The organism is Azospirillum sp. SYSU D00513 (assembly GCF_017356015.1).
Classification (GTDB): Bacteria; Pseudomonadota; Alphaproteobacteria; order Azospirillales; family Azospirillaceae; genus Azospirillum.
In genome coordinates, this window is the sequence record NZ_JAFIQV010000020.1 from 15,382 (window position 1) to 36,356 (window position 20,975).

At 69.3% G+C, this 20,975-nt stretch carries 16 protein-coding genes; 5 read left to right on the plus strand and 11 right to left on the minus strand.

Translation table 11 applies throughout. The annotated features are described in order from the left end of the window. Positions 1-79 precede the first annotated feature (79 nt). Genes JUB11_RS15980 through JUB11_RS15995 form a run of 4 tightly spaced genes read right to left on the minus strand, consistent with a single transcriptional unit; the run spans position 80 to position 3,134 of the window. Positions 80-238 carry a hypothetical protein gene (locus JUB11_RS15980; RefSeq protein ID WP_207459566.1) on the minus strand — a complete coding sequence of 53 codons (159 nt, stop codon included), beginning with the start codon at positions 236-238 and terminating at the stop codon, positions 80-82. Positions 239-255: 17 nt separating this feature from the next. Continuing rightward, a complete protein-coding gene (hemB, locus tag JUB11_RS15985) occupies positions 256-1,269 on the minus strand; it encodes a porphobilinogen synthase (protein WP_207459567.1) in 1,014 nt (337 codons plus the stop codon). 60 nt (positions 1,270-1,329) lie between these two features. Next, on the minus strand, positions 1,330-2,178 hold the full coding sequence (locus tag JUB11_RS15990) for a metallophosphoesterase (RefSeq protein WP_207459568.1): 849 nt from the start codon (positions 2,176-2,178) through the stop codon (positions 1,330-1,332). Next, the gene (locus tag JUB11_RS15995) at positions 2,175-3,134 is read right to left on the minus strand and encodes a diacylglycerol kinase family protein (protein WP_207459569.1); all 960 of its coding nucleotides are present in this window, start codon (positions 3,132-3,134) and stop codon (positions 2,175-2,177) included. Before JUB11_RS15995 ends, JUB11_RS15990 begins: the two co-directional genes overlap by 4 nt. A 141-nt stretch (positions 3,135-3,275) precedes the next feature. Between JUB11_RS15995 and JUB11_RS16000 the strand changes: the two genes are divergently transcribed. Then, a complete protein-coding gene (locus JUB11_RS16000; RefSeq protein ID WP_207459570.1) occupies positions 3,276-4,271 on the plus strand; it encodes an aldo/keto reductase family protein in 996 nt (331 codons plus the stop codon). A gap of 21 nt (positions 4,272-4,292) precedes the next feature. Here the strand turns inward: JUB11_RS16000 and JUB11_RS16005 are convergent, their stop codons facing one another. The 3 genes from JUB11_RS16005 to JUB11_RS16015 all read right to left on the minus strand — a co-directional run bounded on the left by JUB11_RS16005 (position 4,293) and on the right by JUB11_RS16015 (position 10,226). Further along, positions 4,293-5,783 (minus strand): efflux transporter outer membrane subunit, encoded by a 1,491-nt coding sequence (locus tag JUB11_RS16005; RefSeq protein WP_207459571.1) that lies wholly within the window; start codon positions 5,781-5,783, stop codon positions 4,293-4,295. 25 nt (positions 5,784-5,808) lie between these two features. After that, positions 5,809-8,958 (minus strand): efflux RND transporter permease subunit, encoded by a 3,150-nt coding sequence (locus JUB11_RS16010; RefSeq protein ID WP_207459572.1) that lies wholly within the window; start codon positions 8,956-8,958, stop codon positions 5,809-5,811. Between the two features lie 68 nt (positions 8,959-9,026). Further along, positions 9,027-10,226: an efflux RND transporter periplasmic adaptor subunit gene (locus JUB11_RS16015; protein ID WP_207459573.1), complete on the minus strand. Its 1,200-nt coding sequence runs from the start codon at positions 10,224-10,226 to the stop codon at positions 9,027-9,029. Between the two features lie 210 nt (positions 10,227-10,436). Between JUB11_RS16015 and JUB11_RS16020 the strand changes: the two genes are divergently transcribed. Both JUB11_RS16020 and JUB11_RS16025 read left to right on the plus strand, forming a co-directional pair. Then, positions 10,437-11,084 carry a TetR/AcrR family transcriptional regulator gene (locus JUB11_RS16020; protein ID WP_207459574.1) on the plus strand — a complete coding sequence of 216 codons (648 nt, stop codon included), beginning with the start codon at positions 10,437-10,439 and terminating at the stop codon, positions 11,082-11,084. A 420-nt stretch (positions 11,085-11,504) separates the two neighbouring features. Continuing rightward, positions 11,505-11,978 carry a winged helix DNA-binding protein gene (locus tag JUB11_RS16025; protein ID WP_207459575.1) on the plus strand — a complete coding sequence of 158 codons (474 nt, stop codon included), beginning with the start codon at positions 11,505-11,507 and terminating at the stop codon, positions 11,976-11,978. A gap of 222 nt (positions 11,979-12,200) precedes the next feature. On the opposite strand, the gene rlmJ is transcribed toward JUB11_RS16025, so the two are convergent. Both rlmJ and JUB11_RS16035 read right to left on the minus strand, forming a co-directional pair. Then, positions 12,201-13,049 (minus strand): 23S rRNA (adenine(2030)-N(6))-methyltransferase RlmJ, encoded by an 849-nt coding sequence (gene rlmJ, locus JUB11_RS16030; protein ID WP_207459576.1) that lies wholly within the window; start codon positions 13,047-13,049, stop codon positions 12,201-12,203. 118 nt (positions 13,050-13,167) lie between these two features. Next, positions 13,168-13,827, minus strand: coding sequence for a transglycosylase SLT domain-containing protein (locus JUB11_RS16035; RefSeq protein ID WP_207459577.1), 660 nt, complete (start codon positions 13,825-13,827; stop codon positions 13,168-13,170). A gap of 446 nt (positions 13,828-14,273) precedes the next feature. Between JUB11_RS16035 and JUB11_RS16040 the strand changes: the two genes are divergently transcribed. After that, positions 14,274-15,620 carry a methyltransferase domain-containing protein gene (locus JUB11_RS16040; protein WP_348771441.1) on the plus strand — a complete coding sequence of 449 codons (1,347 nt, stop codon included), beginning with the start codon at positions 14,274-14,276 and terminating at the stop codon, positions 15,618-15,620. Between the two features lie 10 nt (positions 15,621-15,630). Here the strand turns inward: JUB11_RS16040 and JUB11_RS16045 are convergent, their stop codons facing one another. Both JUB11_RS16045 and JUB11_RS16050 read right to left on the minus strand, forming a co-directional pair. Further along, complete coding sequence (locus JUB11_RS16045; protein WP_207459578.1) at positions 15,631-17,088, minus strand: alkaline phosphatase family protein; 1,458 nt, start codon at positions 17,086-17,088, stop codon at positions 15,631-15,633. Between the two features lie 38 nt (positions 17,089-17,126). After that, positions 17,127-17,615, minus strand: a complete 489-nt coding sequence (locus JUB11_RS16050) for an Lrp/AsnC ligand binding domain-containing protein (protein ID WP_207459579.1) — start codon at positions 17,613-17,615, stop codon at positions 17,127-17,129. A 134-nt stretch (positions 17,616-17,749) separates the two neighbouring features. Here JUB11_RS16050 and putA point away from each other — a divergent pair, with 134 nt between their 5' ends. Continuing rightward, positions 17,750-20,929, plus strand: a complete 3,180-nt coding sequence (putA, locus tag JUB11_RS16055; protein ID WP_207459580.1) for a bifunctional proline dehydrogenase/L-glutamate gamma-semialdehyde dehydrogenase PutA — start codon at positions 17,750-17,752, stop codon at positions 20,927-20,929. Positions 20,930-20,975: the final 46 nt, after the last annotated feature.

A 20,975-nucleotide genomic window follows, 5' to 3' on the forward strand; every position in this document is an offset into this window, starting at 1 on the left:
GAGGCGGTTCCCAACCTCCTAACGGAGAAGGGAAACCCGGTCGGCATTAAAGGGGACGGGAAGGTGAGGACTGTGCAGTTTATTGCGCCGTCCGGGCCTTCCTCTTCCGCGCCAGCATCGCGCGGGTTTCCCTTTCGCCGTCATCAAGATCGATGAAGACACCAGCGCGGCGTTCGTCGATCAGCAACCGCAGTGCCTCGACCTTTTCATCACGCCTTTCGTCGTCGCGCTGCACCATCTCCAACCTCTCCAACCTCACCCCTGCTTCAGCATCCGTGCCGCATCCAGCGCCGTGTAGGTCAGGATCGCGTCGGTGCCGGCGCGCTTGAAGCCCAGAAGGGTTTCCAGGACGGCCTTGTCGTAGTCGATCCAGCCGTTCAGGGCGGCGGCCTTCAGCATCGCGTATTCGCCGGACACGTGATAGGCGAAGGTCGGGACGCCGAAGCCGTCCTTCACGCGGCGGATGATGTCCAGGTAGGGCAGGCCGGGTTTCACCATCACCATGTCCGCGCCCTCGTTGAGGTCCAGCGCGACCTCGCGCAGCGCTTCCTCGCTGTTGGCGGGGTTCATCTGGTAGGTCTTCTTGTCGCCCTTCAGGAAGCCGCCGGAATTCACCGCGTCGCGGAAGGGGCCGTAGAAGGCCGAGGCGTATTTCGCGGCGTAGGAGCAGATGCGGACCAGATCGTGCCCGCCGGCGTCCAGCGCGTCGCGCATCGCGCCGATGCGGCCGTCCATCATGTCCGACGGGGCGAGGATGTCCACGCCGGCCTCCGCCTGGGACAGGGCCTGGCGGACCAGCACCTCGACCGACTCGTCGTTCTGTACATAGCCGTCGCGGACGATGCCGTCATGGCCGTGGCTGGTATAAGGGTCGAGCGCCACGTCGCCGAGGATGCCGATGTCCGGCACCTGTTCCTTGATGGCGCGGATGGTGCGGTTCATCAGGTTGTCGGGCCGGTAGGCCTCGGCCCCGTCCTCCGACTTCTTCTCGGCGCCCACGACCGGGAACAGCGCGACGCAGGGAATGCCCATCTCGCGCGCGCCGGCCACGGCTTCCGTCAGCAGGTCGATGGTCAGCCGCTCCACGCCGGGCATGGAGGCGACGGCCTCACGGCGGTTCTGCCCCTCAATGACGAAGACCGGCCAGATCAGGTCGTCGGTGCTGAGGCTGTTCTCGGCGACGAGGCGCCGGGTCCAGGCGTCGGCGCGGTTGCGCCGCATGCGGGTGCGCGGGAAGGAGAGGTTGGTCGGGAAGGGGGTGGAGGGCATTGGATTCGTACGCTTTCCTTACGAAGACGCCGCGATCCTACGCCCCCGGCGGCGGCGGACTCAAGCCGCGCCGGTCACAGGTCTGAATCCCGTATCCTGCGCTTCAAGAGTCCAGCGGTCGTCCCGTTTGATCCAAGTCGAAACCAAACCGCCGGTGAAGGCCGCCCCTTCCCAGGACCGGACCTCGAAGATCGCACGCGGATGGTCCACGGTGATGAGGTTGTAGGCGTTGGCCTCGTTGCGCAGCCGGGTCGAGGTCGCGGTGGAGGCCTGGGCCACCAGGATGGAACGAGCGACCTGGGTGTGGTGCGTCATGATGTCGCCGGAATAGGCGCGGTGCAGGTGCCCGGCCAGAAGCAGGTCCACGCCCACGGATTCCAGCGCCGGCAAGGCCAGCTTGTGGCGGCCGACCAGCCGGGTGCCCGGCGCGTCGGGCGGCGGCAGGAACGGGTGATGGGTGAAGAGGATCTTGAAGACGGTCTCCGGGACCGGCCCGAACACCTCCTGCACCCGCGCGATCTGCGCGCGGTTCATGCGCCCTTCGGAGAAGTCCGAGATCAGGGACCGGGCGGTGTTGATGCCCAGCACGGCGATCTCCGAATCGATGTGGACGGGGCTGAGATCCCGGCTGATGAAGCGCTTGTAGTTGCCGAGCGGGTCGGTGAAGCGCAGCAGCACGTTGTAGACGGGAATGTCATGGTTGCCGGGCACCACCATGTAGGGCACCGGAAGCCGGTCCAGAAAGGCGCGCGCCTCCCGGAAATGGCTGGGTTTAGCGCGCTGCACGAGGTCGCCGGAGATGACGATCAGGTCGAGCGGCAGGGCTTTCAGGTCGGCCAGGAGCCCTTCCACCACCCTCTGGTCGATGCGCCCGAAATGCAGGTCGGAGATGTGGGCGATCCGCCTCACGCCGCGTCGCTCCCCGCCACCCCTTCCGCCGCCCCGTTCCGGGCGGTGTCCTGCGCGGGCTCCCGCCGGGGGGCGAGGATGTTCAACGCGCCGGGACGGATGCTGTAGTGCAGCGGGGCCTTCATCTGCAGAACCTCCCCGTCGTTGACCATCTTCAGCCGTCCGCGGAAGGTGCGGACGGTCAGCCGGGTCGCGGTCAGCGTCTCCAGCTCGTCGTCGCGCTTCCAGGTCCCCATCACGAGTCGTGCCATCAGGCGAAGGATGCTGCGGGCGTCACGGTTGCGCGCGACATGGACGCCGAGCTTTCCGCTGTCCAGCCGCTCGCGCCGCAGCACCAGCCCGAAGCCTTCGTCGTAGATGTTGTTCGACACGGCCAGGATCGGCGTGCGGATGCGGCGAGGCCCCTGGCCCCAGTCGATCTCGACGTCGAGAATCGGGAGCCGGTGCAGGGACTTGGCGAGCGCCACCACCATGCCCGGCCATTTCAGCAGCCGGTGCTGCTTGCGCTGGCGTTCCCGCTCCTGCACGACCGCCGGGTAGAAGCCGAGGACGGAGCTGTTCAGGTAGACCTTGCCGTTCACCTCGGCGACGTCGATGGCGCGCTTCTCGCCGTCGGCCAGGGCCTCGATCGCCCCTTCGAGGTCCAGCGGCGTGCCGAGGTCCCGCGCCAGCAGGTTCAGCGTGCCGAGCGGAATGATGCCCAGCGTCTTGCCCGTGGGCAGGATGCGGTTGACCGCCCCGTGCACCGTGCCGTCCCCGCCGCCGATCACGATGGTGTCCGCGTCGGATTCGATGGCCTTGCGCAGCGCGTCGTCGCAGGCGGCGCCCTCGACCGTGGTGATGGAGACCTCGGTCCCCCGCTTCTCGAAGGCGGAGCGGATCAGGGCCACCGTGTCGTCGATCGGCCGCCCCACCAGGCTGCCGGCGGATTGATTGAGAACGATGGCCATTTTCATGGGTGTCGATCCTGCTGTCCGGTGGCGGGGGGCGTCCCGCACCCGCCCAACGCGGCAGCGGGGGGCGGAGTTCCGCAAGAGCGTTTGCAGGGCCGCGCCGCGATCCTCACTTCAGGTTCAGGACAACGAACAGGAGGGGGCATGCGGTACCGGCGGCTCGGCAACAGCGACCTGAACGTGTCGGCGATCGCGTTGGGGTCCTGGCTCACCTATGGCGGCGGGGTGGAGCGGGAGCGCGCCGTCGCCTGCGTGCGCACGGCGCTCGACCAGGGCATCAACTTCTTCGACACGGCCAACATCTACGGCCGGGGTGCTGCGGAGGAGCTGCTGGGCGAAGCGCTGGCCGGCGTGCCGCGGGATTCCTACGTCGTCGGGACCAAGCTGTTCTTCCCCATGACCGAGGCCGACCGGGGGCTGTCCCGCGCGCAGGTAGTCAAACAGCTCGACGCCTCCCTGCGGCGGCTGCGGGTCGAGCGGGTGGACCTCTACCAGTGCCACCGGCACGACCCGGACACGCCGCTGGAGGAAACCATGGAGGCGCTGACCGAAGCGGTGCGGCAGGGCAAGGTGCGGTACATCGGCTTTTCCGAATGGCCGGCGGACCGAATCCGCGCGGCACTCGCCCTGCCGGGCGTGGAACGCTTCGTGTCGAGCCAGCCGCAATACTCATTGCTTTGGCGCGCCCCGGAGGCGGAGGTGTTCCCGCTCTGCGCCGAGAACGGAATCGGCCAGATCGTCTGGTCGCCGTTGGGGCAAGGGGTGCTGACGGGAAAATACCGGCCGGAGGACCCCGTCCCGGCCGGGTCGCGCGCCGCCGACGCCGAGATGGGCGCCTGGTTCCCGCGCGAGTGGCTGAGCCGTCCCGTGCTGGAGTCGGTGCAGCGCCTGAGGGCGCTGGCGGAGACTCATGGGGTGACGCCCGCGCAGCTGGCGCTCGCCTGGGTGCTGAGCAACCCCAACGTCTCCGCCGCCATCGTCGGCGCCACCCGTCCGGAACAGGTGATCGCCAACGCATGGGCTGCCGAGCTGGACCTGCCGGCGGAGGTGCTCGCGGAGGCCGGACGCATCGTGCGGCCTCCGGGCCGCTTCACCCCCGCGGCCCTGTGGTGGCGTCTGCGGCGCGTGCTGGGCCGCTGAGCGCCGCCGGGCGAGTGGGCGTCAGTTGCGCGACGCCATCTGCCTGGCCGCGGCCTCCGGCGCCCCGCCGCCCAGCACCTTGTAGAGCGTCACGAGGTTGGCGAGCTGCTGGAGGCGGACGTTGATCAGCTCCTGCTGGGCGGCATAGAGCGACCGCTGCGAATCCAGCGCGTTCAGGAAGCTGTCGAGGCCGCGGTTGTAGCGCAGGATCGACAGGTCGTAGCTTTCCTGCGTCGCGCGGACCAGGGCGGTCTGCGCCTCAAGCTGGGCGTCCAGCGTGCCCTGGGCGGCCAGCGCGTCCGACACCTCGCGGAAGGCCGTCTGGATGGCGCGCTCATACTGGGCGACGCCGATCTCGCGCTGGACCTTGGCGCTTTCCAGGTTGGCTTCCCGCCGGCCGAAGTCGAAGATCGGCAGGTTGATCTGCGGCATCAGGGTCCAGGCGCCGCTTCCGCCGTCGAACAGGCCCGACAGCGCGGCACTGGCCGTGCCGGCCGAGGCGGTCAGGCTGATCGACGGGAAGAAGGCCGCGCGCGCCGCCCCGATGTTGGCGTTGGCGGCGCGCAGGTTGTGCTCCGCCTCGATGATGTCGGGGCGCCGTTGCAGCAGGTCCGACGGCAGCCCGACCGGCAGGCCCGAGACGAAGGCGCCGGTGTCCAGCGGCGGTGCGGCGTCGAGAGCGCGTTCGTCGAGCGGTGCGCCGACCAGCAGGGCGAGCGCGTTCTTGTCCTGGGCGATGTAGCGCAGGTAGGTGGCGCGGTTGGCCCGCGCCGTCTCCACCGCCGTGCGGGCCTGGGCGACGTCGAGCTGCGTCCCGACGCCCTGGCTGAAGCTGCGCGACGTGATGTCCAGCGACTGCTGCTGGGTGCGCAGCGTGTCCTCGGTCAGCTTCAGCAGCTCGCGGTCGGCGAGCAGGGTCAGGTAGGCGTTGGCGACCTCGGCGACCAGCGCGATCTGCGCCCCGACGCGGGCTTGGTCGGTCGCGAGATAGCTCTCCAGCGCGGACTGCTGGAGGCTGCGGACGCGGCCGAAGAAGTCCAGTTCGAAGGAGGTGATGCCGACGCTGAGGTCGTACTGGCTGGAGACGCCGCCCCGGCCGAGCGGCGACAGGCTGGAGGGCGTGCGCTGGCGGGTCAGCCCGCCGCCGACGCCCACGGTCGGCAGCAGGTCGGCCCGCTGGATGCGGTAGCTGGCGCGCGCCTGCTCGACGTTCAGCGCCGCGACCCGGAGGTCGCGGTTGTTCTCCAGCGCCTGCTGCACCAGGGACTGGATCTGGGGCGAGCGGAAGAACTCCCGCCAGGCGAGATCGCTCAGCACCGGCCCCTGGGCCGGGCCGGCCGCCGCCGTGGCGGGCAGCGCCGCGGCCGACGCCCTGTAGGCCTCGCCCGTGGGCCAGCTCGCCGGGACGGGTGCGGGCGGGAGCGCCATCTCCGGTATGAGGGAGCAGCCGCCGAGCAGCATGGCGGCCAGGGAGGCGGCCAGGGGGGAGGACGCGAGACGCCGTTTCTTCATGGTCTTGTTCTTTCCGTTCTTCACGTCAGTCCGCCTGCGCCATGTCCGCCTGGTTCACCGGGGCCGGACGCGGCGACCAGCGTGCGACGACCGCCATCACCGTCACGAAGAAGACGGGCACGAAGAAGATCGCCAGGATGGTGGCCGAGATCATGCCGCCCATCACGCCGACGCCGATGGCGTTCTGGCTGCCCGAGCCGGCGCCGGTGCTGATCGCGAGCGGCAGCACGCCGAGGATGAAGGCGAAGGAGGTCATGAGGATCGGGCGCAGCCGCTGGCGGCAGGCCTCGATCGTGGCCTCGATCAGCCCCATGCCCTCCTCGTGCAGGTCCTTGGCGAACTCGACGATCAGGATGGCGTTCTTGGCGGACAGTCCGATGGTGGTCAGCAGGCCGACCTGGAAATAGACGTCGTTGGGCAGGTGACGCAGATGGGCGGCGATCACCGCGCCGAGAACGCCGAGCGGCACGACCAGGATGACCGAGACCGGGATCGACCAGCTCTCGTACAGGGCGGCGAGGCAGAGGAAGACCACGAGGATGGACAGCGCGTAGAGCATCGGGGCCTGCGACCCCGACAGCCGCTCCTCGTAGGAGAGGCCCTGCCATTCGTAGCCGATGCCCTGCGGCAGCTTCGAGGCGATCTCCTCCATCGCGGCCATCGCGGCACCCGAGCTGACGCCCGGCGCCGGCTGGCCCTGGATGTTGAGGGAGGAGTTGCCGTTGAAGCGCTCCAGGCGCGGAGAGCCGTATTCCCAGCGGCTGGTCGAGAAGGCCGAGAAGGGCACCATCTCGCCGTTGGCGTTGCGGATGTACCAGCGCTCCATGTCCGACGGCAGCATGCGGTAGGGCGCGTCGGCCTGGAGGAAGACCCGCTTGACGCGTCCGTTCTCGACGAAGTCGTTGACGTAGCTGGAGCCCCAGGCGGCGCTCAGCGTCCGGTTGATGTCGCCCAGCGACAGGCCGAGCGCGCTCGCCTTCTCGCGGTCGATGTCCACGCGCATCTGCGGCGTGTCGTCCAGACCGTTGGGTCGGACGGCCATCAGGGCCGGGTTCTGGGCGGCCATGCCCAGGAGCTGGTTGCGCGCCTCGGTCAGCTTCTGGTGGCCGAGGCCGGCCTGGTCCACGAGCTGGAAGTCGAAGCCGGTGGCGTTGCCCAGCTCGATGATCGAGGGCGGGGTGAAGGCGAAGATCATGGCGTCGCGGACCTGCGACAGGGCGCCCATGGCGCGTCCGGCGATGGTCTGAACGTTGCCCGCCTCGCCCTCGCGCTCGTCCCAGGGCTTGAGGTTGACGAAGCCGATGCCGGCGTTCTGGCCGCGGCCGCTGAAGCTGAAACCCACGACCGTGAAGATGCCGTTCACATACTCCTTCTCGGTCTCCAGGAAGTGGCGCTCGACCTCCTTCATGGCGGTCAGGGTCCGCTCGGAGGTGGCGCCGGGGGGCAGCGACACCTGGGTGAACATGATGCCCTGGTCCTCGTCGGGCAGGAAGGCGGTGGGCAGCCGCATGAACAGGACGGCCAGCCCGCCGACGAGCGCCGCATAGACGATGAGATAGGGCAGGCGGCGGCGCACCATGTGGGCGACGCCCTTCTGGTAACGCGCATTCGAGCGGTCGAAGGTGCGGTTGAACCAGCCGAAGAAGCCGCGCTTGGCGTGGCCGTGCCCGTGCTTGGGCGGCTTCAGCATGGTGGCGCAGAGCGCCGGGGTCAGCACCAGCGCCACCACGACCGACAGGGCCATGGCCGACACGATGGTGAGCGAGAACTGGCGGTAGATGGCGCCGGTCGAGCCGCTGAAGAAGGCCATGGGCACGAACACGGCGGACAGCACCAGGGCGATGCCGATCAGCGCGCCGGTGATCTGGCCCATGGACTTGCGGGTGGCTTCCTTGGGCGGCAGCCCTTCCTCCTCCATCACGCGCTCGACGTTCTCGACCACGACGATGGCGTCGTCCACGAGAAGGCCGATCGCCAGCACCATGGCGAACATGGTCAGCGTGTTGATGGTGAATCCCGCCGCCGACAGCACGCCGAAGGTCCCCAGCAGCACCACCGGCACGGCGATGGTCGGGATCAGCGTCGCCCGGAAGTTCTGCAGGAACAGGTACATGATGACGAAGACGAGGACGACCGCTTCCAGGAGCGTGTGGACCACGCCCTCGATCGAGATCGTCACGAAGGGAGTGGTGTCGTACGGATAGACGACCTCCATGCTCTCCGGGAAGATCGGCTCCAGCTCGGCCAGCCGCGCCCGCACGGCGTCGGCCGTGTCCAGGGCGTTGGCGCCGGTCGCCAGGCTGATGCCGACGCCGGCGGCGGGCATGCCGTTGTAGCGCGCGATGATCTCGGAGGTCTCGGCGCCGACCTCGATGCGGGCGACGTCGGACAGGCGGACCTGCGAGCCGTCGGTGTTCACGCGCACCAGGATGTTGCCGAACTCCTCCGGAGTCTCCAGGCGGGTCTGGGCGATGATCGTAGCGTTGAGCTGCTGGCCGGGCACGGCGGGCGCGCCGCCGAGCTGGCCGGCCGACACCTCGGCGTTCTGCGCGGTGATCGCCGTCACGATGTCGGTCGTGGTCAGCCCGTAGCTGATCAGCTTGTTCGGATCCATCCAGATGCGCATCGCGTGCTGGGCGCCGAACAGGGTGACGTTGCCGACGCCGGTGACGCGGCTGATCGGGTCCTGGATGCGCGAGGCGACGAAGTCGGAGATGTCATTCTGCTCGATCGAGCCGTCGCGCGACACGAAGCCCAGCACCATCAGGAAGGTGCTGTTGCCCTTGGAGACCTGGACGCCCTGCTGCTGCACTTCCTGGGGAAGGCGCGGCATGGCGAGCTGCAGCTTGTTCTGCACCTGCACCTGGGCGATGTCGGGGTCGGCCTCCGGGTTGAAGGTCAGGGTGATCTCGGCGTTGCCCGTGCCGTCGCTGGTCGAGGAGATGTAGCGCAGGTAGTCCAGGCCGTTCATCTGCTGCTCGATGACCTGGGTCACCGTGCTTTCCAGCGTCTGCGCCGAAGCGCCGGGGTAGCTCGCCGTGATCTGGATCGAGGGGGGCGCGATCGCCGGGTACTGCTCGACCGGGAGCCTCAGGATGCTGAGGGCGCCGGCCAGCATGATCACGATCGCGATCACCCAGGCGAAGACCGGCCTGTCGATGAAGAATTTCGCCATGATGGTGCTCTAACCTTGTCGTTCGCCAGCGTTCAGCCGCGTGTCATTCCGCTTCCGCGTCTTGCGGTTCAGCGGGCCGTGCCGGCGGACGGGACGTCCGCCTGGGCCTGCTCGCCGGGGCCGCCGACGTTCGCGACGCTGACCTGGGCGCCGGGCGCCACCTTCTGGACGCCCTCGACGATCACCCGCTCGCCGGGGGTCACGCCTTCCGACACCAGCCACTTGTCGCCGATGGCGCGCTCGGCCTTGACCGTCTTCTGGGTGGCCTTCTGGTCCTCGCCCACGGCCCACACGAAGGCGCTGCCGTCAGGGCGGCGGATCACCGCCTGCTGCGGCACCATGTAGGCGTCCGTCACGGCGCCCCAGGTCACCTTGGCCCGGACGAAGAGGCCGGGGAGAAGGTCCTGGTTCGGATTCGGGAAGACGGCGCGCAGGCGCACCGAGCCGGTCGTCTCGTCGACGATCACCTCGGAGAACTGGAGTTCGCCCTCATGGGCGTAGACGGCGTCGTCGCCGCCGCCGACCATGAGGCGCACCGGCGCCTTGGCCGTGCCGCCGCGCAGCGCGTCCTTGCCGAGCGCTTGGCGCAGGCGGAAGAGTTCGGCGCTGGACTGGGTGAGATCGACGTAGATCGGGTCGAGCTGGGTGACGGTCGCCAGCGTCTGCGCCTGGTTGGCGGTCACGAGCGAGCCTTCCGTCATCGCCGAGCGGCCGATGCGGCCGGCAATGGGAGAGGTGACCTTCGTGTAGTCGAGGTTGATCTGGGCCGTGCGGATGGCCGCCTTGGCGGCGGCGACCGACGCCTCGCTCTCCAGCAGCGTCGCGGCGATGTCCTCGTAATCCTGCTGGCTGACCGCGCGGGAGCGCACGAGGTCGCGGTAGCGGGCGGCCTTGGTGCGCGCCGAATTGGCGGTCGCCTCGGCGCGCGCCAGTTCGGCCTTGGCCGTGTCGAGCGCCGCCTGGTAGGGGGCCGGGTCGATCTGGTAGAGCTGCTGCCCCGCCTTGACCTCGGCGCCCTCCTCGAACAGGCGCTTCAGGATGATGCCGTTGACCTGCGGCCGGACCTCGGCCAGCCGCGCGGCGGCGACCCGCCCCGGCAGCTCGGTGGTGAGATCGACCGATTGGGGATGAAGCGTCACGACGCCGACCTGGGGCGGCGGGCGCCCCGGGCCGCCCTGCTGGGCCAGCGCGTCTCCGGCGATGCCGCACGCTGCCAGGATGAACAGGGCGGCGCCAGCCGACGCGTTTTTGACTGACCGGTAATGCATGGTCGCGATCCCTTGAACTTACGTTTGTTGAAAGGAGCCATCCGGACCGCCCAAGCGCGAAAGGCGACTCCGGGTCGGAGTCGCCGCAGCAGGGCCAGCCTGGCAAACCTAACGTTGATAACCAATGCCTGTGTACTGTATGATACAGTACATCGAGTTTGCGCAAAGCACAATGGTGCAAAGCACAAAGCCTGTCAGGAAGGTATGGGAATGGGTGAGGGCGACAAGGCCGCCAGCCAAAAGGGCGCCCTGCGGGCTCCCGGCCCGCGCGGCGATGCCCGGAGGGAGGCCATCCTGGACGCGGCCTGGGCGCTGTTCATGGAACGCGGGTTCGAGCGCACCACGCTGAGCGACATCATCGCGCGCTCCGGCGGGTCACGGACGACGCTCTACGAGGCGTTCGGCGACAAGACCGGCCTGTTCGAGAGCGCCGTGTCCATCAAGTGCCGCCAGTTCACGGAGCAGCTTCGGGAGATCTCCCTCAACTACGACGACCCGCGCCAAGCGCTGACCGAATTCGGCCTGCATTTCGCGCAGGAGCTGCTGACGACCGACAGCGCCAAGATCATGCGGCTGCTGATCGCGAACAGCGAGCAGTTCCCCAGGGTGATCGACACCTTTCAGCGCGGCGGGCCGGATTCGGTTCAGGGCATCCTCTCGGACTATCTGCGCGCCGCGACGGAGCGGGGGCAGCTCCGCGTCAAGGACCCGGACCGCGCGGCCACGACCTTCCTCGGCTTCCTGCACGGGGAGCATTACCTGAAGATCCTGCTCCGCCCGGAGGAGGCGCCGGCGCGCGACGAGGTCCGGCGGCTGGTGGAGGACACCGTGGGGCTGTTCTTGGACGGAGTCCGCTGAGGGCGGCGCTTCGCCCTCAGCTGGAGCGCACCTCGCCGGGCTACCCGGGGTTGCGCCGTGGCGGAAAAAATTCTCTCATCCACCGCGCTTTTCGGGAGGGCGACTCGGGCACTTTCCGCGCTCTTGAGCGTTAGTGTATCGAAATCCTTCCGAGACTTATCTCAAACCCGGCAGGTGTGAAGGAGCGGGCGTGACGGCGAGGGGAGCGGACATGGCGGGGGGTGCGGGCGGCGGTTTGGTCCGGGCGCGTTCTGCCGCACCGTTGGCGCTCCTCGGGCCGTCGGCAAATCCTGGCTATCGGGCGAGGGCTTTTCCGGAATAATTGAGATGATTGCCGGTCATCGATCGGTTAATCTCAATTAAGTCACCCGGAAGGGTCCCGCAGCGGCCACCATCCGGTTAGAGCCATAGGAGACCGCGGTGCGCAAACCCTACTATGAAAGCATCCTCCTGATCGAACGGCTTCACCGCCACTTTCTGGAAGTGCTCAAGACCGAACTTGACCGGCTCGGGATCCAGGACATCAACAACGTCCAGAGCCTGATCCTGTACAACATCGGCGAGGACGAGATGACCGTCGGCGAGTTGACCGCCCGCGGCTACTATCTCGGCTCGAACGTCTCGTACAACGTCAAGAAGATGGTCGAGAACGGCTATCTGGGCCAGGAGCGTTCGCCGCACGACCGCCGGTCGGTGCGCGTCCGCCTGTCCGAAAAGGGCCTCGACCTCCGCGAGAAGATCAGCCGCATGTTCGAGCGCCATCTGTCGGCGCTGGAAAAGGCCGGCTTCAGCGACGAGGAGCTGGTCAAGGCGAACGAGACGCTGCGCAAGCTGGAGCGTTTCTGGTCGGCCTCGCTCGATTACAGCGGCTTTCCGCTGACCTCGGCGGCCTGACGCCGACGCCGACGCCGACGCCGACGCCGCCTTCCGGCGCACCGGCCGTCCAAGCGGCGGCCGTTCCCGTGGCGTAGGCTCAGGCAGCGAAAGATCAGGCGGCAAAAGACCGGGCATCGAACATCCACGCACCGACCGCCCGCACCGCGGTTCCGGTTCCTGGCATCCACGGCGCGCCATGGGGACGTGATCCCCGTGGCGCGCCGTGGCGTTTTTTGAGAGCTATTCCCGCGCGGCCTCCGGCACCAGCCAGTCCACGGTGACGCCGCCGCCGGTCGAGGGCAGGGCGGCGTGCAAGGCGGGCAGGGCCTCGCGCAGGCTTTCGTCGAGCCGCCAGGGCGGGTTCACGATCATCAGGCCCGAACCGTTCAGGCGGGTGTGGGTGTCCTCCGGGTGCCAGGTCAGCTCGACCGTCAGGATCTTCGGGATGCCCGCCGATTCCAGCGCCTCGTGGAAGCGCCAGACCGCAGGGCGCTCCTTGATCGGATACCAGAGGGCGAAGATGCCTGTCGGCCAGCGCCGGTGCGCGGCCTTCAGCCCTTCGGCGAGACGGGCGTATTCGTCCGGCTGCTCGAAGGGCGGGTCCATGAGGACGAGCCCGCGCTTCTCCTTTGGCGGCAGATGGGCCTTCAACGCCACATAGGCGTCCTGGCAGTGCACGGAGGTCTGGCGGTCGCCCTTGAACTCGTCGCGCAGGGTGCGGCAATCCTCCGGATGCAGTTCCACCAGCACCAGCCGGTCGTTTTCCCGCATCAGCGCGCGGGTCAGGCGCGGAGAGCCGGGGTACCAGCGCAGCACGCCGTCCGGGTTCAGGGCGGAGACGGCCTCGATGTAGGGGGCGAGAGCGGGGTGGGCAGGCGGCGCGCCGAACAGGCGGCCGATGCCGTCCTGATATTCCAGGGTCTTGCGCGCGGGCTCCGACTCCAGGTCGTAGCGCCCAATGCCGGCATGGGTGTCCAGCACGCAGAATGGCGTCGGCTTGGCGCGCAGATGATCCAGGATCATCGCCAGCACGGCGTGCTTCATCACGTCGGCCGGGTTGCCGGCGTGGAAAATATGACGGTAGTTCATGAGGAACGGGTTTACCCGATCCGGGAGGACGCCGCCAAGACATCCTGGGAGAAACATGCCGGGGAAGGCGGAACCGGCGCGGGATCCCTGGCCATCCGACGGCGTGGGGCGCGCTCCATCAGTTGATGGAGGCGACTTCCTGGGCGTTCTGGAAGGTGCGGCGGGTGCGCGGCGCGACCGAGGCGGGGCTGCTGTTGTCGCAGCGCGCCGATTCGAGCAGCTTGGCGCTCTGCGGGTCCAGCTCCGTCAGGTGCTGCCAGATCTTGCAAACGTAGCTCTGCGCCTGGCGCAGCGAGCCGCCGTTGTAGCGGGCGACCGCCGTCTTCCAGCTTCCCTGCTCGCCATGGAGGCGGCGCAGCAGGCGGGCGGCGTAATAGACATTCTCGCGCGGCTGCACGATGCGCTCGACCGGCTCGAAGGAGGCGCGGTGCACGCTGAGCGAAAGCTGCATGCAGCCGACATACACGTTGTTGAGAAGCTTGCCCTTCTTGTCCCGCAGATGGCGGGCCGCGTCGCCGGGGTTGCGGGCGTAGACCGAACGGCCCTGCACGCTCATCGCGAAGGGGCTGGGTGCGCCGCCTTCGCCGCTTTCGACGAGGGAGATGGCCACGAGAAGGCCGGAGGGGATGTTGAACTCGCGCTCCGCCTCGACGGCGTGCGTGACGCAGTTTTCCTGCGCCGCTGCGGGGCTTCCGAGGAAGGCGATGACGTTGAAACCGAGTGCCAGAGCGGCCCAGCGGGCGTAGTGAACGCGCGCACGCTGCTGTCGTCCTTGCATACCGGGTACCTCCCTCGTTCAGTTACCCGTCTGAAACGGGCTGGCCCCCCGCGCGGGGCTCACATTCCGGTCACCGAGTCTCTTTACGGTGACCGCCTCCTCGAAAAGATCAACGCCACCAACCGGGCGTCGAGGGGACATTTCCAAAAATTTGATCGACCGTCAACCTATTTAGGCCTTGGATATACCACAGCGAGGCACTGTCGAATGTCACCCATCCATTTCAGCCGAGGGTAATAGACCGTGAACATCGGGCCATAAGGTGTTGGAATAGGGCGGTTTTTCATGTCAGGCGCGAAACGTGCGAAGACGCCTGTGACATCCGCATCAAAATGGATTTATCCCAAATGCCGAAGGTCTAGACCGGCCACCTCGGATGCGGCTTGCCCGGCCGCGAAGCCCCATGCCATAAGCGGCGCCTGTTTCGACTCGAAGGCTGCGCCCCAGTGCCGACCGATCCGCCGACCGATCTGCCGATGCCGGACCCGGAAACCGGGCCGCTTTCCCCCGACCGCCTGTTCGAACTGGGTTATGAGCGCCTCTATGCCGGCGCGCCGGACGCGGCCGCCGCCGCTTTCCGCGCTGCCGGACTCCTGGCGCCGGACCTCGGCGAGGCCTGGGGCGCGCTCGCCGACTCGCTGCTCGGCGCCGGGGCTGCGGCCGCCGCCGTGACCGCTTACGGGTGGGCGGTGACGCTCGACCCGCGCTCCTGGCCCCTGCGGCTGGGCCTTGCGGAAGCCTTGCGGGCTGCCGGCCGGACGGATGAGGCGGTGGCGTCGGGCCGCCTGCTGGTGGAGGAGCGCCCGGATTCCGCCGCGGCACGGCTGTGCCTCGCCCGCGCGCTGGTGGCCGGTGGGCATTCCGCCGAGGCCATCGCCGAATACCGGGAGGCGCTGGTCCTGCGCGCCGGCGACCTGGAGGCCGCGCTGGAGCTGGCCGCCCTGCTGGTCGAGTCGGGCGACGCGCTGGCCGCCGTGGAACTGCTTCAGCCGCTCGTCCGCCGGCACGAGGATGAGGCGGCCCTTCATCATAACATCGGGCGCGTCTGGATCGTCCTGCGCGAACCGGACAAGGCGCTGGCCGCCCTGCGCCGCGCCCGCGACCTGGACGAGGGGGATGGGCTCGGCAGCGCCGCTCTGATCGAGGCGCTGGAGAGCGGCGGCCCGACGGACCTGACGGCCGCCTATGTGCGTGCGCTGTTCGACCGCTACGCCGACAGCTTCGACCAGCATCTGCTGGGCAAGCTCGGCTACGTCGCCCCGGTCCGGCTGCGCGCCGCCGTGGATGCGCTGCCGGGTCCCAGGACGGGCCTGCGCGTGCTGGACCTGGGCTGCGGGACGGGGCTGGGGGGCGAGGCCTTCCGTCCGCTCGCCGGCCATCTCGCGGGGGTGGACCTGTCGCCCCGCATGGTCGAGAAGGCGCGGCAGCGCAACCTCTACGACGATCTCCAGGTCGGCGACGTGGTCGCCGCGATGGACGCCGCGCCCGGAAGCTGGGACCTGCTGGTCGCCGCCGACGTGCTGGTCTACATCGGCGACCTCGCGCCGCTCTTCGCGGCGGCCCGCCGGGCTCTCCGCCCCGGCGGGCACTTCGCCGCGACGGTGGAGCGCAGCGATGGCGAGGATTTCACGCTCGGCCCGTCGCGCCGCTACGCCCATGCGGAGGCCTACCTGCGCCGGCTGGCCTCCGAGCAGGGGTTTGCCGTGGTGACGCTGGAGCCGGTGGCGCCGCGAACCGAGAAGGGTGTGCCGATCCCGGGGCTGCTCTTCGTGCTGGAGAAGCCCACCTCGTAGAAGGCCGGCGCTAGATGGTCTGGCTGTAACCCTCCGGCGTGCCCTCAGCGGCCCATCGGGCGTGGATCTGCCCCCGGTTGTCGAAGATCAGGGACAGCCAGTTGCGCTGCCGGATGATGCGCTTTCCCGATTCGGGGAAGGGCGGCATCTCCAGCGTGTATCCGTCCAGCGGCCGGTCGCGCCACGCCGCCATGCGTTCCAGCGCGAAGGCGGGCAGCCGGCCGGGCGGCGGATGCACGACGCCCGACGCGATGAGCTGCCACATCTCGACCCCGCCGCCGCGCAGCAGGCCGCGCCCGCCCGCGTGGATCTCGCCCGACAGGGCGGTGACGCGGCAGCCCGTGCGGCGGGAGAAATCGATCAGCAGCGAGAGGAAGCGCCGCCATTCCTCGGCGTGGGCGGGGCTGCGCCACTGGTCGCGCAGGTCGTCCTCGAAACCGGTGCGGACCGGCAGCCGCCGGATGGCCCGCTCCAGCCCCGCCGTGTCGGCGAAGAGCAGCGGAACGCTGGACATCAGCAGGAGGTGGCGGCAGCCCTTGAACCGGTCCAGCCACTCCGGCAGGAGCGACCAGGTCGCCGCCGACATCACCTGGGCCGGCGTGCGCTCGCTGCGCAGGTCGGGCGCGAAGATGCCGACCTCGCCGATCCGGAAGCCCTGGGTGAAGGTGCCGACCGGGCCGCCCCAGACGCATTCCGGCAGGGAGTCCAGCCCGGAGCCGAGCTGGAACAGCGAGAAATGGTGCCGCGCCGCGCCGTAGACGCCCTGGACCACCGGGTGCCGAAGCTCTTCTTCAGGATGGGAGCCCCAGCCGTCGAACACGTCGTGGTCGTCCCACATCATGACCGACGGAATGGCGGCCATGACGGCCGCAGTTTCCGGCTGGCCCCAGCCGCCCATGTAGTTCGCGAAATAGAAGTCCTTGGCTTCCTCGGCCATGGGCTGGGTGAACTCGCCCTCCGCCTTTCCCTTCGCGTAGCGCTTGCGCCAGCCTCCGAGCAGCGGTCCCTCGCGCCACACCGCGTCGGCGTAGAGCTGGTCGCCGCCCTGAAGCAGCAGGTGGAAGCGCTGCTCGCCATGGCGGGCCAGCAGGTCGCTCCAGCGCGCGTTGCGCGGCTGGTCGAGGCCGGCGAGCCGGTCTTCCCGCTCCACGCCGTTGCAGGAGACGTAGGCGATCCGCGGCTGGCCCGTGCGGCCGGGAACGGTGAGGGTCCAGTTCGGCCCGTCGGCGAAGCCGTAGGCGACCTCCGTGTCGCGGAGGCCGCGCGGCACGGCGAAGTCGAAGCGCCACACATGCCGGTCACGCCAGCGGGCGAGATGGCGCGGCGGGACGGGCAGGGTGACGCCGTCCACCCGCAGGTCGAAGGGCTCCGTCTCGCCATCCAGCACGAAAAGGGCGGACAGGCGCCAGCGGTCGCCCTGCTCCCCCCGGAAGTAGAGCGCTGGACCGAGGAGGATGGAGGGGGCCATGCGGCCGCGCCCCGGCCGCAAGGGCAATGCCGAATCCGTCACGCCGTCACCGAACGCGGGTTGAGCGGAATGGCGACCACGTTCTTGATCTCCTCCATCACGACATAGGTGTGCGTCTCCCGCACCCCGCCGGCGTTGGCCAGGAACTCGCCCAGGAAGGCCCGGTACTCGGTCATGTCGCGCACGCGCGCCTTGACCAGATAGTCGAAGCCGCCGGCGACCATGTGGCACTCCATCACCTGCGGCATGCGCAGAACCGCCTTCTTGAAATCGTCGAACCGCGCGGGCGTGGTGCGGTCGAGCACCACCTCCACGAAGACCATCAGGCTCGCCCCCAGCTTCTGCGGGTCGAGCAGGGCCGTGTATTTGCGGATGAATCCCTCGCTCTGCAAGCGTTTCACCCGTTCCAGGCAGGCGGCGGCGCTGAGGTTGACGCGTCTGGCGAGTTCCACGTTCGTGATCTTTCCATCCTCTTGAAGCTCGCGCAGGATCTTCAGGTCGGTCGAGTCGAGGGGCCGCTCCGTCATGGGCGAATTTCCTTCGGGGAAGGGCGGTTCCGGGTGTGATCTTATCCTGTTCGGATAGCCGTGAACCATGCCACATTCGGCGAAACAGGGAATACAACGAAGATAACTCAACCCGTTGTGCGGAGTGCCCCGCGATGTCCAGCCTGCCGCTTTCTTCCGCGAACTCTCCCGCGAATCACGGCTCCGCCGCCGGAACGCACCGCGCCGCCATGGGGCCGGCCTACCGCATGGACGAGACCCGCGCGGTCGAGGCGCTCGTCCAGCGGGCCATGCTCCCGATCGAGGCGCGCTCCCGCGTCGAGGCCGAGGCGTCGCGGCTGGTCGAGGGAGTGCGCCGGGCGCGCACCAGCTACGGCATGCTGGATGCCTTCCTCCAGGAGTTCGGCCTGTCCACCCGCGAGGGCGTGGCCCTGATGTGCGTTGCCGAGGCGCTGCTGCGCATCCCGGACGCCGAGACGGCGAACGCGCTGATCCGCGACAAGATCGGCACCGCCGACTGGAACAGCCATCTGGGCCGTGCCGACAACATCTTCGTCAACGCCTCGACCTGGGCGCTGATGCTGACCGGCCGTGTGATCCGGCTGGACGAGCAGACCGAGGGCAAGCCGTCCAAGGTGATGGACCGGCTGATCGCCAAGGCGGGCGAGCCGGTGATCCGCCAGGCGATGCTGCGGGCGATGCGCATCATGGGCCGCCAGTTCGTGATGGGCCGCACCATCGGGGAGGCGCTGGACCGCGCCGCCGACCAGGAGAAGCACGGCTACCGCCATTCCTTCGACATGCTGGGCGAGGGCGCGCGGACGGAGCGGGACGCGCAGCGCTATTTCGACACCTACGCCATGGCGATCGGCGCCATCGGGGCCGCCCGCCGGGGCCGGGACGTGTACGCGTCGCCGGGCATCTCGGTGAAGCTGTCGGCCATCCATCCCCGTTACGAGGTGGCCCAGCGCGAGCGCGTCATGGCCGAGCTGCTGCCGCGGGTGAAGGCGCTCTGCCTCCAGGCGAAGGCGGCCGGCATCGGGCTGACCGTGGACGCGGAGGAGGCCGACCGTCTGGAACTCTCGCTCGACCTGTTCGAGGCGGTGGCACTGGATCCGGATCTCGCGGGCTGGGACGGGCTCGGGCTCGCGGTCCAGGCCTACCAGAAGCGGGGCATCGCCGTCATCGAATGGCTGGGCGAGCTGGCCGCCCGCGCCGGCCGCCGGATCATGGTCCGGCTGGTGAAGGGCGCCTATTGGGACAGCGAGATCAAGCGCGGGCAGGAGCGCGGGCTGGACGGCTACCCCGTCTTCACCCGCAAAGTGAACACGGACGTCTCATATCTTGCCTGCGCGCGGCGGATGCTGGAGATGCGCGACCGGCTCTACCCGATGTTCGCCACCCACAACGCCCAGACGGTCGCCGCCGTGCTGGAGATGTCGGGCGAGCGGGGCGAGCGCGGCCGGGGCTTCGAGTTCCAGCGGCTGCACGGCATGGGCGAGCCCTTGTACCACCAAATTGTGGGACCGGAGATGCCATGCCGCGTCTACGCGCCGGTCGGCAGCCATGAGGACCTGCTGGCCTATCTGGTCCGCCGCTTGCTGGAGAACGGCGCCAACAGCTCCTTCGTCAATCGCATCCAGGACGATCAGGTGCCGGTCTCGGAGATCGTCGCCGACCCGGTGAGCCGCGCCGCCCGGCTCGCCGTGAAGCCGCACCCGCGCATTCCCCAGCCGCTCGACCTGTTCGGGGCGGAGCGCAGGAACTCCGCGGGCATCGACCTGTCCGACGCGGCGCAGATCGATCCGCTGATGGCCGCAATGGGCGAGGCCTGGGCGAAGAGCTGGCGCGCGGCGCCTCTGGTCGGCGGCAAGCCGTCCGCCGGGGCGGAGCGGATGCTGCGCGACCCGTCGGACCAGCGGCGCGTCGCCGGCTCCGTCGTCGAGGCGACCGAGGCCGATCTCGACCGGGCGCTGGCGATCGCCGCCAAGGCGGCCCCGGGCTGGTCGAGCCGCCCCGCCGGCGAGCGCGCCGCGGTTCTGGAGCGCGCCGCCGACCTGATGGAGACGCATCGGGCCGAGCTGATGGCGCTCTGCGTCCGCGAGGCCGGCAAGACCATTCCCGACGCGCTGGCCGAGCTGCGCGAGGCGGTGGACTTCTGCCGCTACTACGCGGTGCGGGCGCGCGCCGACTTCCAGACCAAGACCATGCCGGGGCCGACCGGTGAGCTGAACCAGCTCTCCTTGCATGGCCGCGGCGTGTTCGCCTGCATCAGCCCCTGGAACTTCCCGCTGGCGATCTTCGTCGGGCAGGTGACGGCGGCACTCGCCGCCGGCAATGCCGTCGTGGCGAAGCCCGCCGAGCAGACGCCGCTGATGGCGGCCCGCGCGGTGGAGCTGCTGCTGGAGGCTGGCGTGCCGCCGGAGGTGCTGCACCTGCTGCCGGGCGACGGGCGCATCGGCGCGGCGCTGGTCGGGGACGTCCGGGTCAAGGGCGTCGCCTTCACGGGCTCGACCGAGACGGCCCGCGCGATCAACCTGACGCTCGCCCGGCGGCCGGGTCCCATCGTGCCGCTGATCGCCGAGACCGGCGGGCAGAACGCAATGATCGCCGACAGTTCCGCCCTGCCGGAGCAGCTCGTGGACGACGTGGTGACCAGCGCCTTCCGCTCCACCGGCCAGCGCTGTTCGGCGCTGCGCGTCCTCTTCGTGCAGGACGGCATCGCCGACCGGGTGATCGCCATGCTGGACGGGGCGGCGCGCGAACTCCGCGTCGGCGACCCGGCCCTGCTGCGCACGGATGTCGGCCCGGCCATCGACGCCGAGGCGCGCGACGGGCTGGCGGCCCACGCCGAGCGCATGGCGCGCGAGGCCAAGCCACTGTTCGAGGCGGAGCTGACGGAGGAATGCGCGCACGGCACCTTCTTCGCGCCGCGCGCCTTTGAGCTGGACCGGCTCGACCGGCTGGAGCGCGAGGTGTTCGGGCCGGTGCTGCACGTCATCCGCTATGGGGCCGACCGGCTGGATTCGGTGCTGGACGCGGTGGAGGCCACGGGCTACGGGCTGACGCTCGGCATCCACAGCCGCATCGACGAGACGATCCGGCGCATCCACGGCCGGTTGGGCGTGGGCAACGCCTACGTCAACCGCAACATGATCGGCGCCGTGGTCGGGGTGCAGCCCTTCGGCGGCGAGGGGCTGTCGGGCACCGGCCCCAAGGCCGGCGGTCCGCATTATCTGATGCGCTTCGCGACCGAACGGACGCTGTCCGTCAACACGACGGCGGCCGGCGGCAACACGACGCTCGTGTCCCTGTCCGACGAGGGGGAGGGCTGACCGCCCTCCTCGGGGCGGCGGGTACAAAAAAGGCGACCTGCCCGGC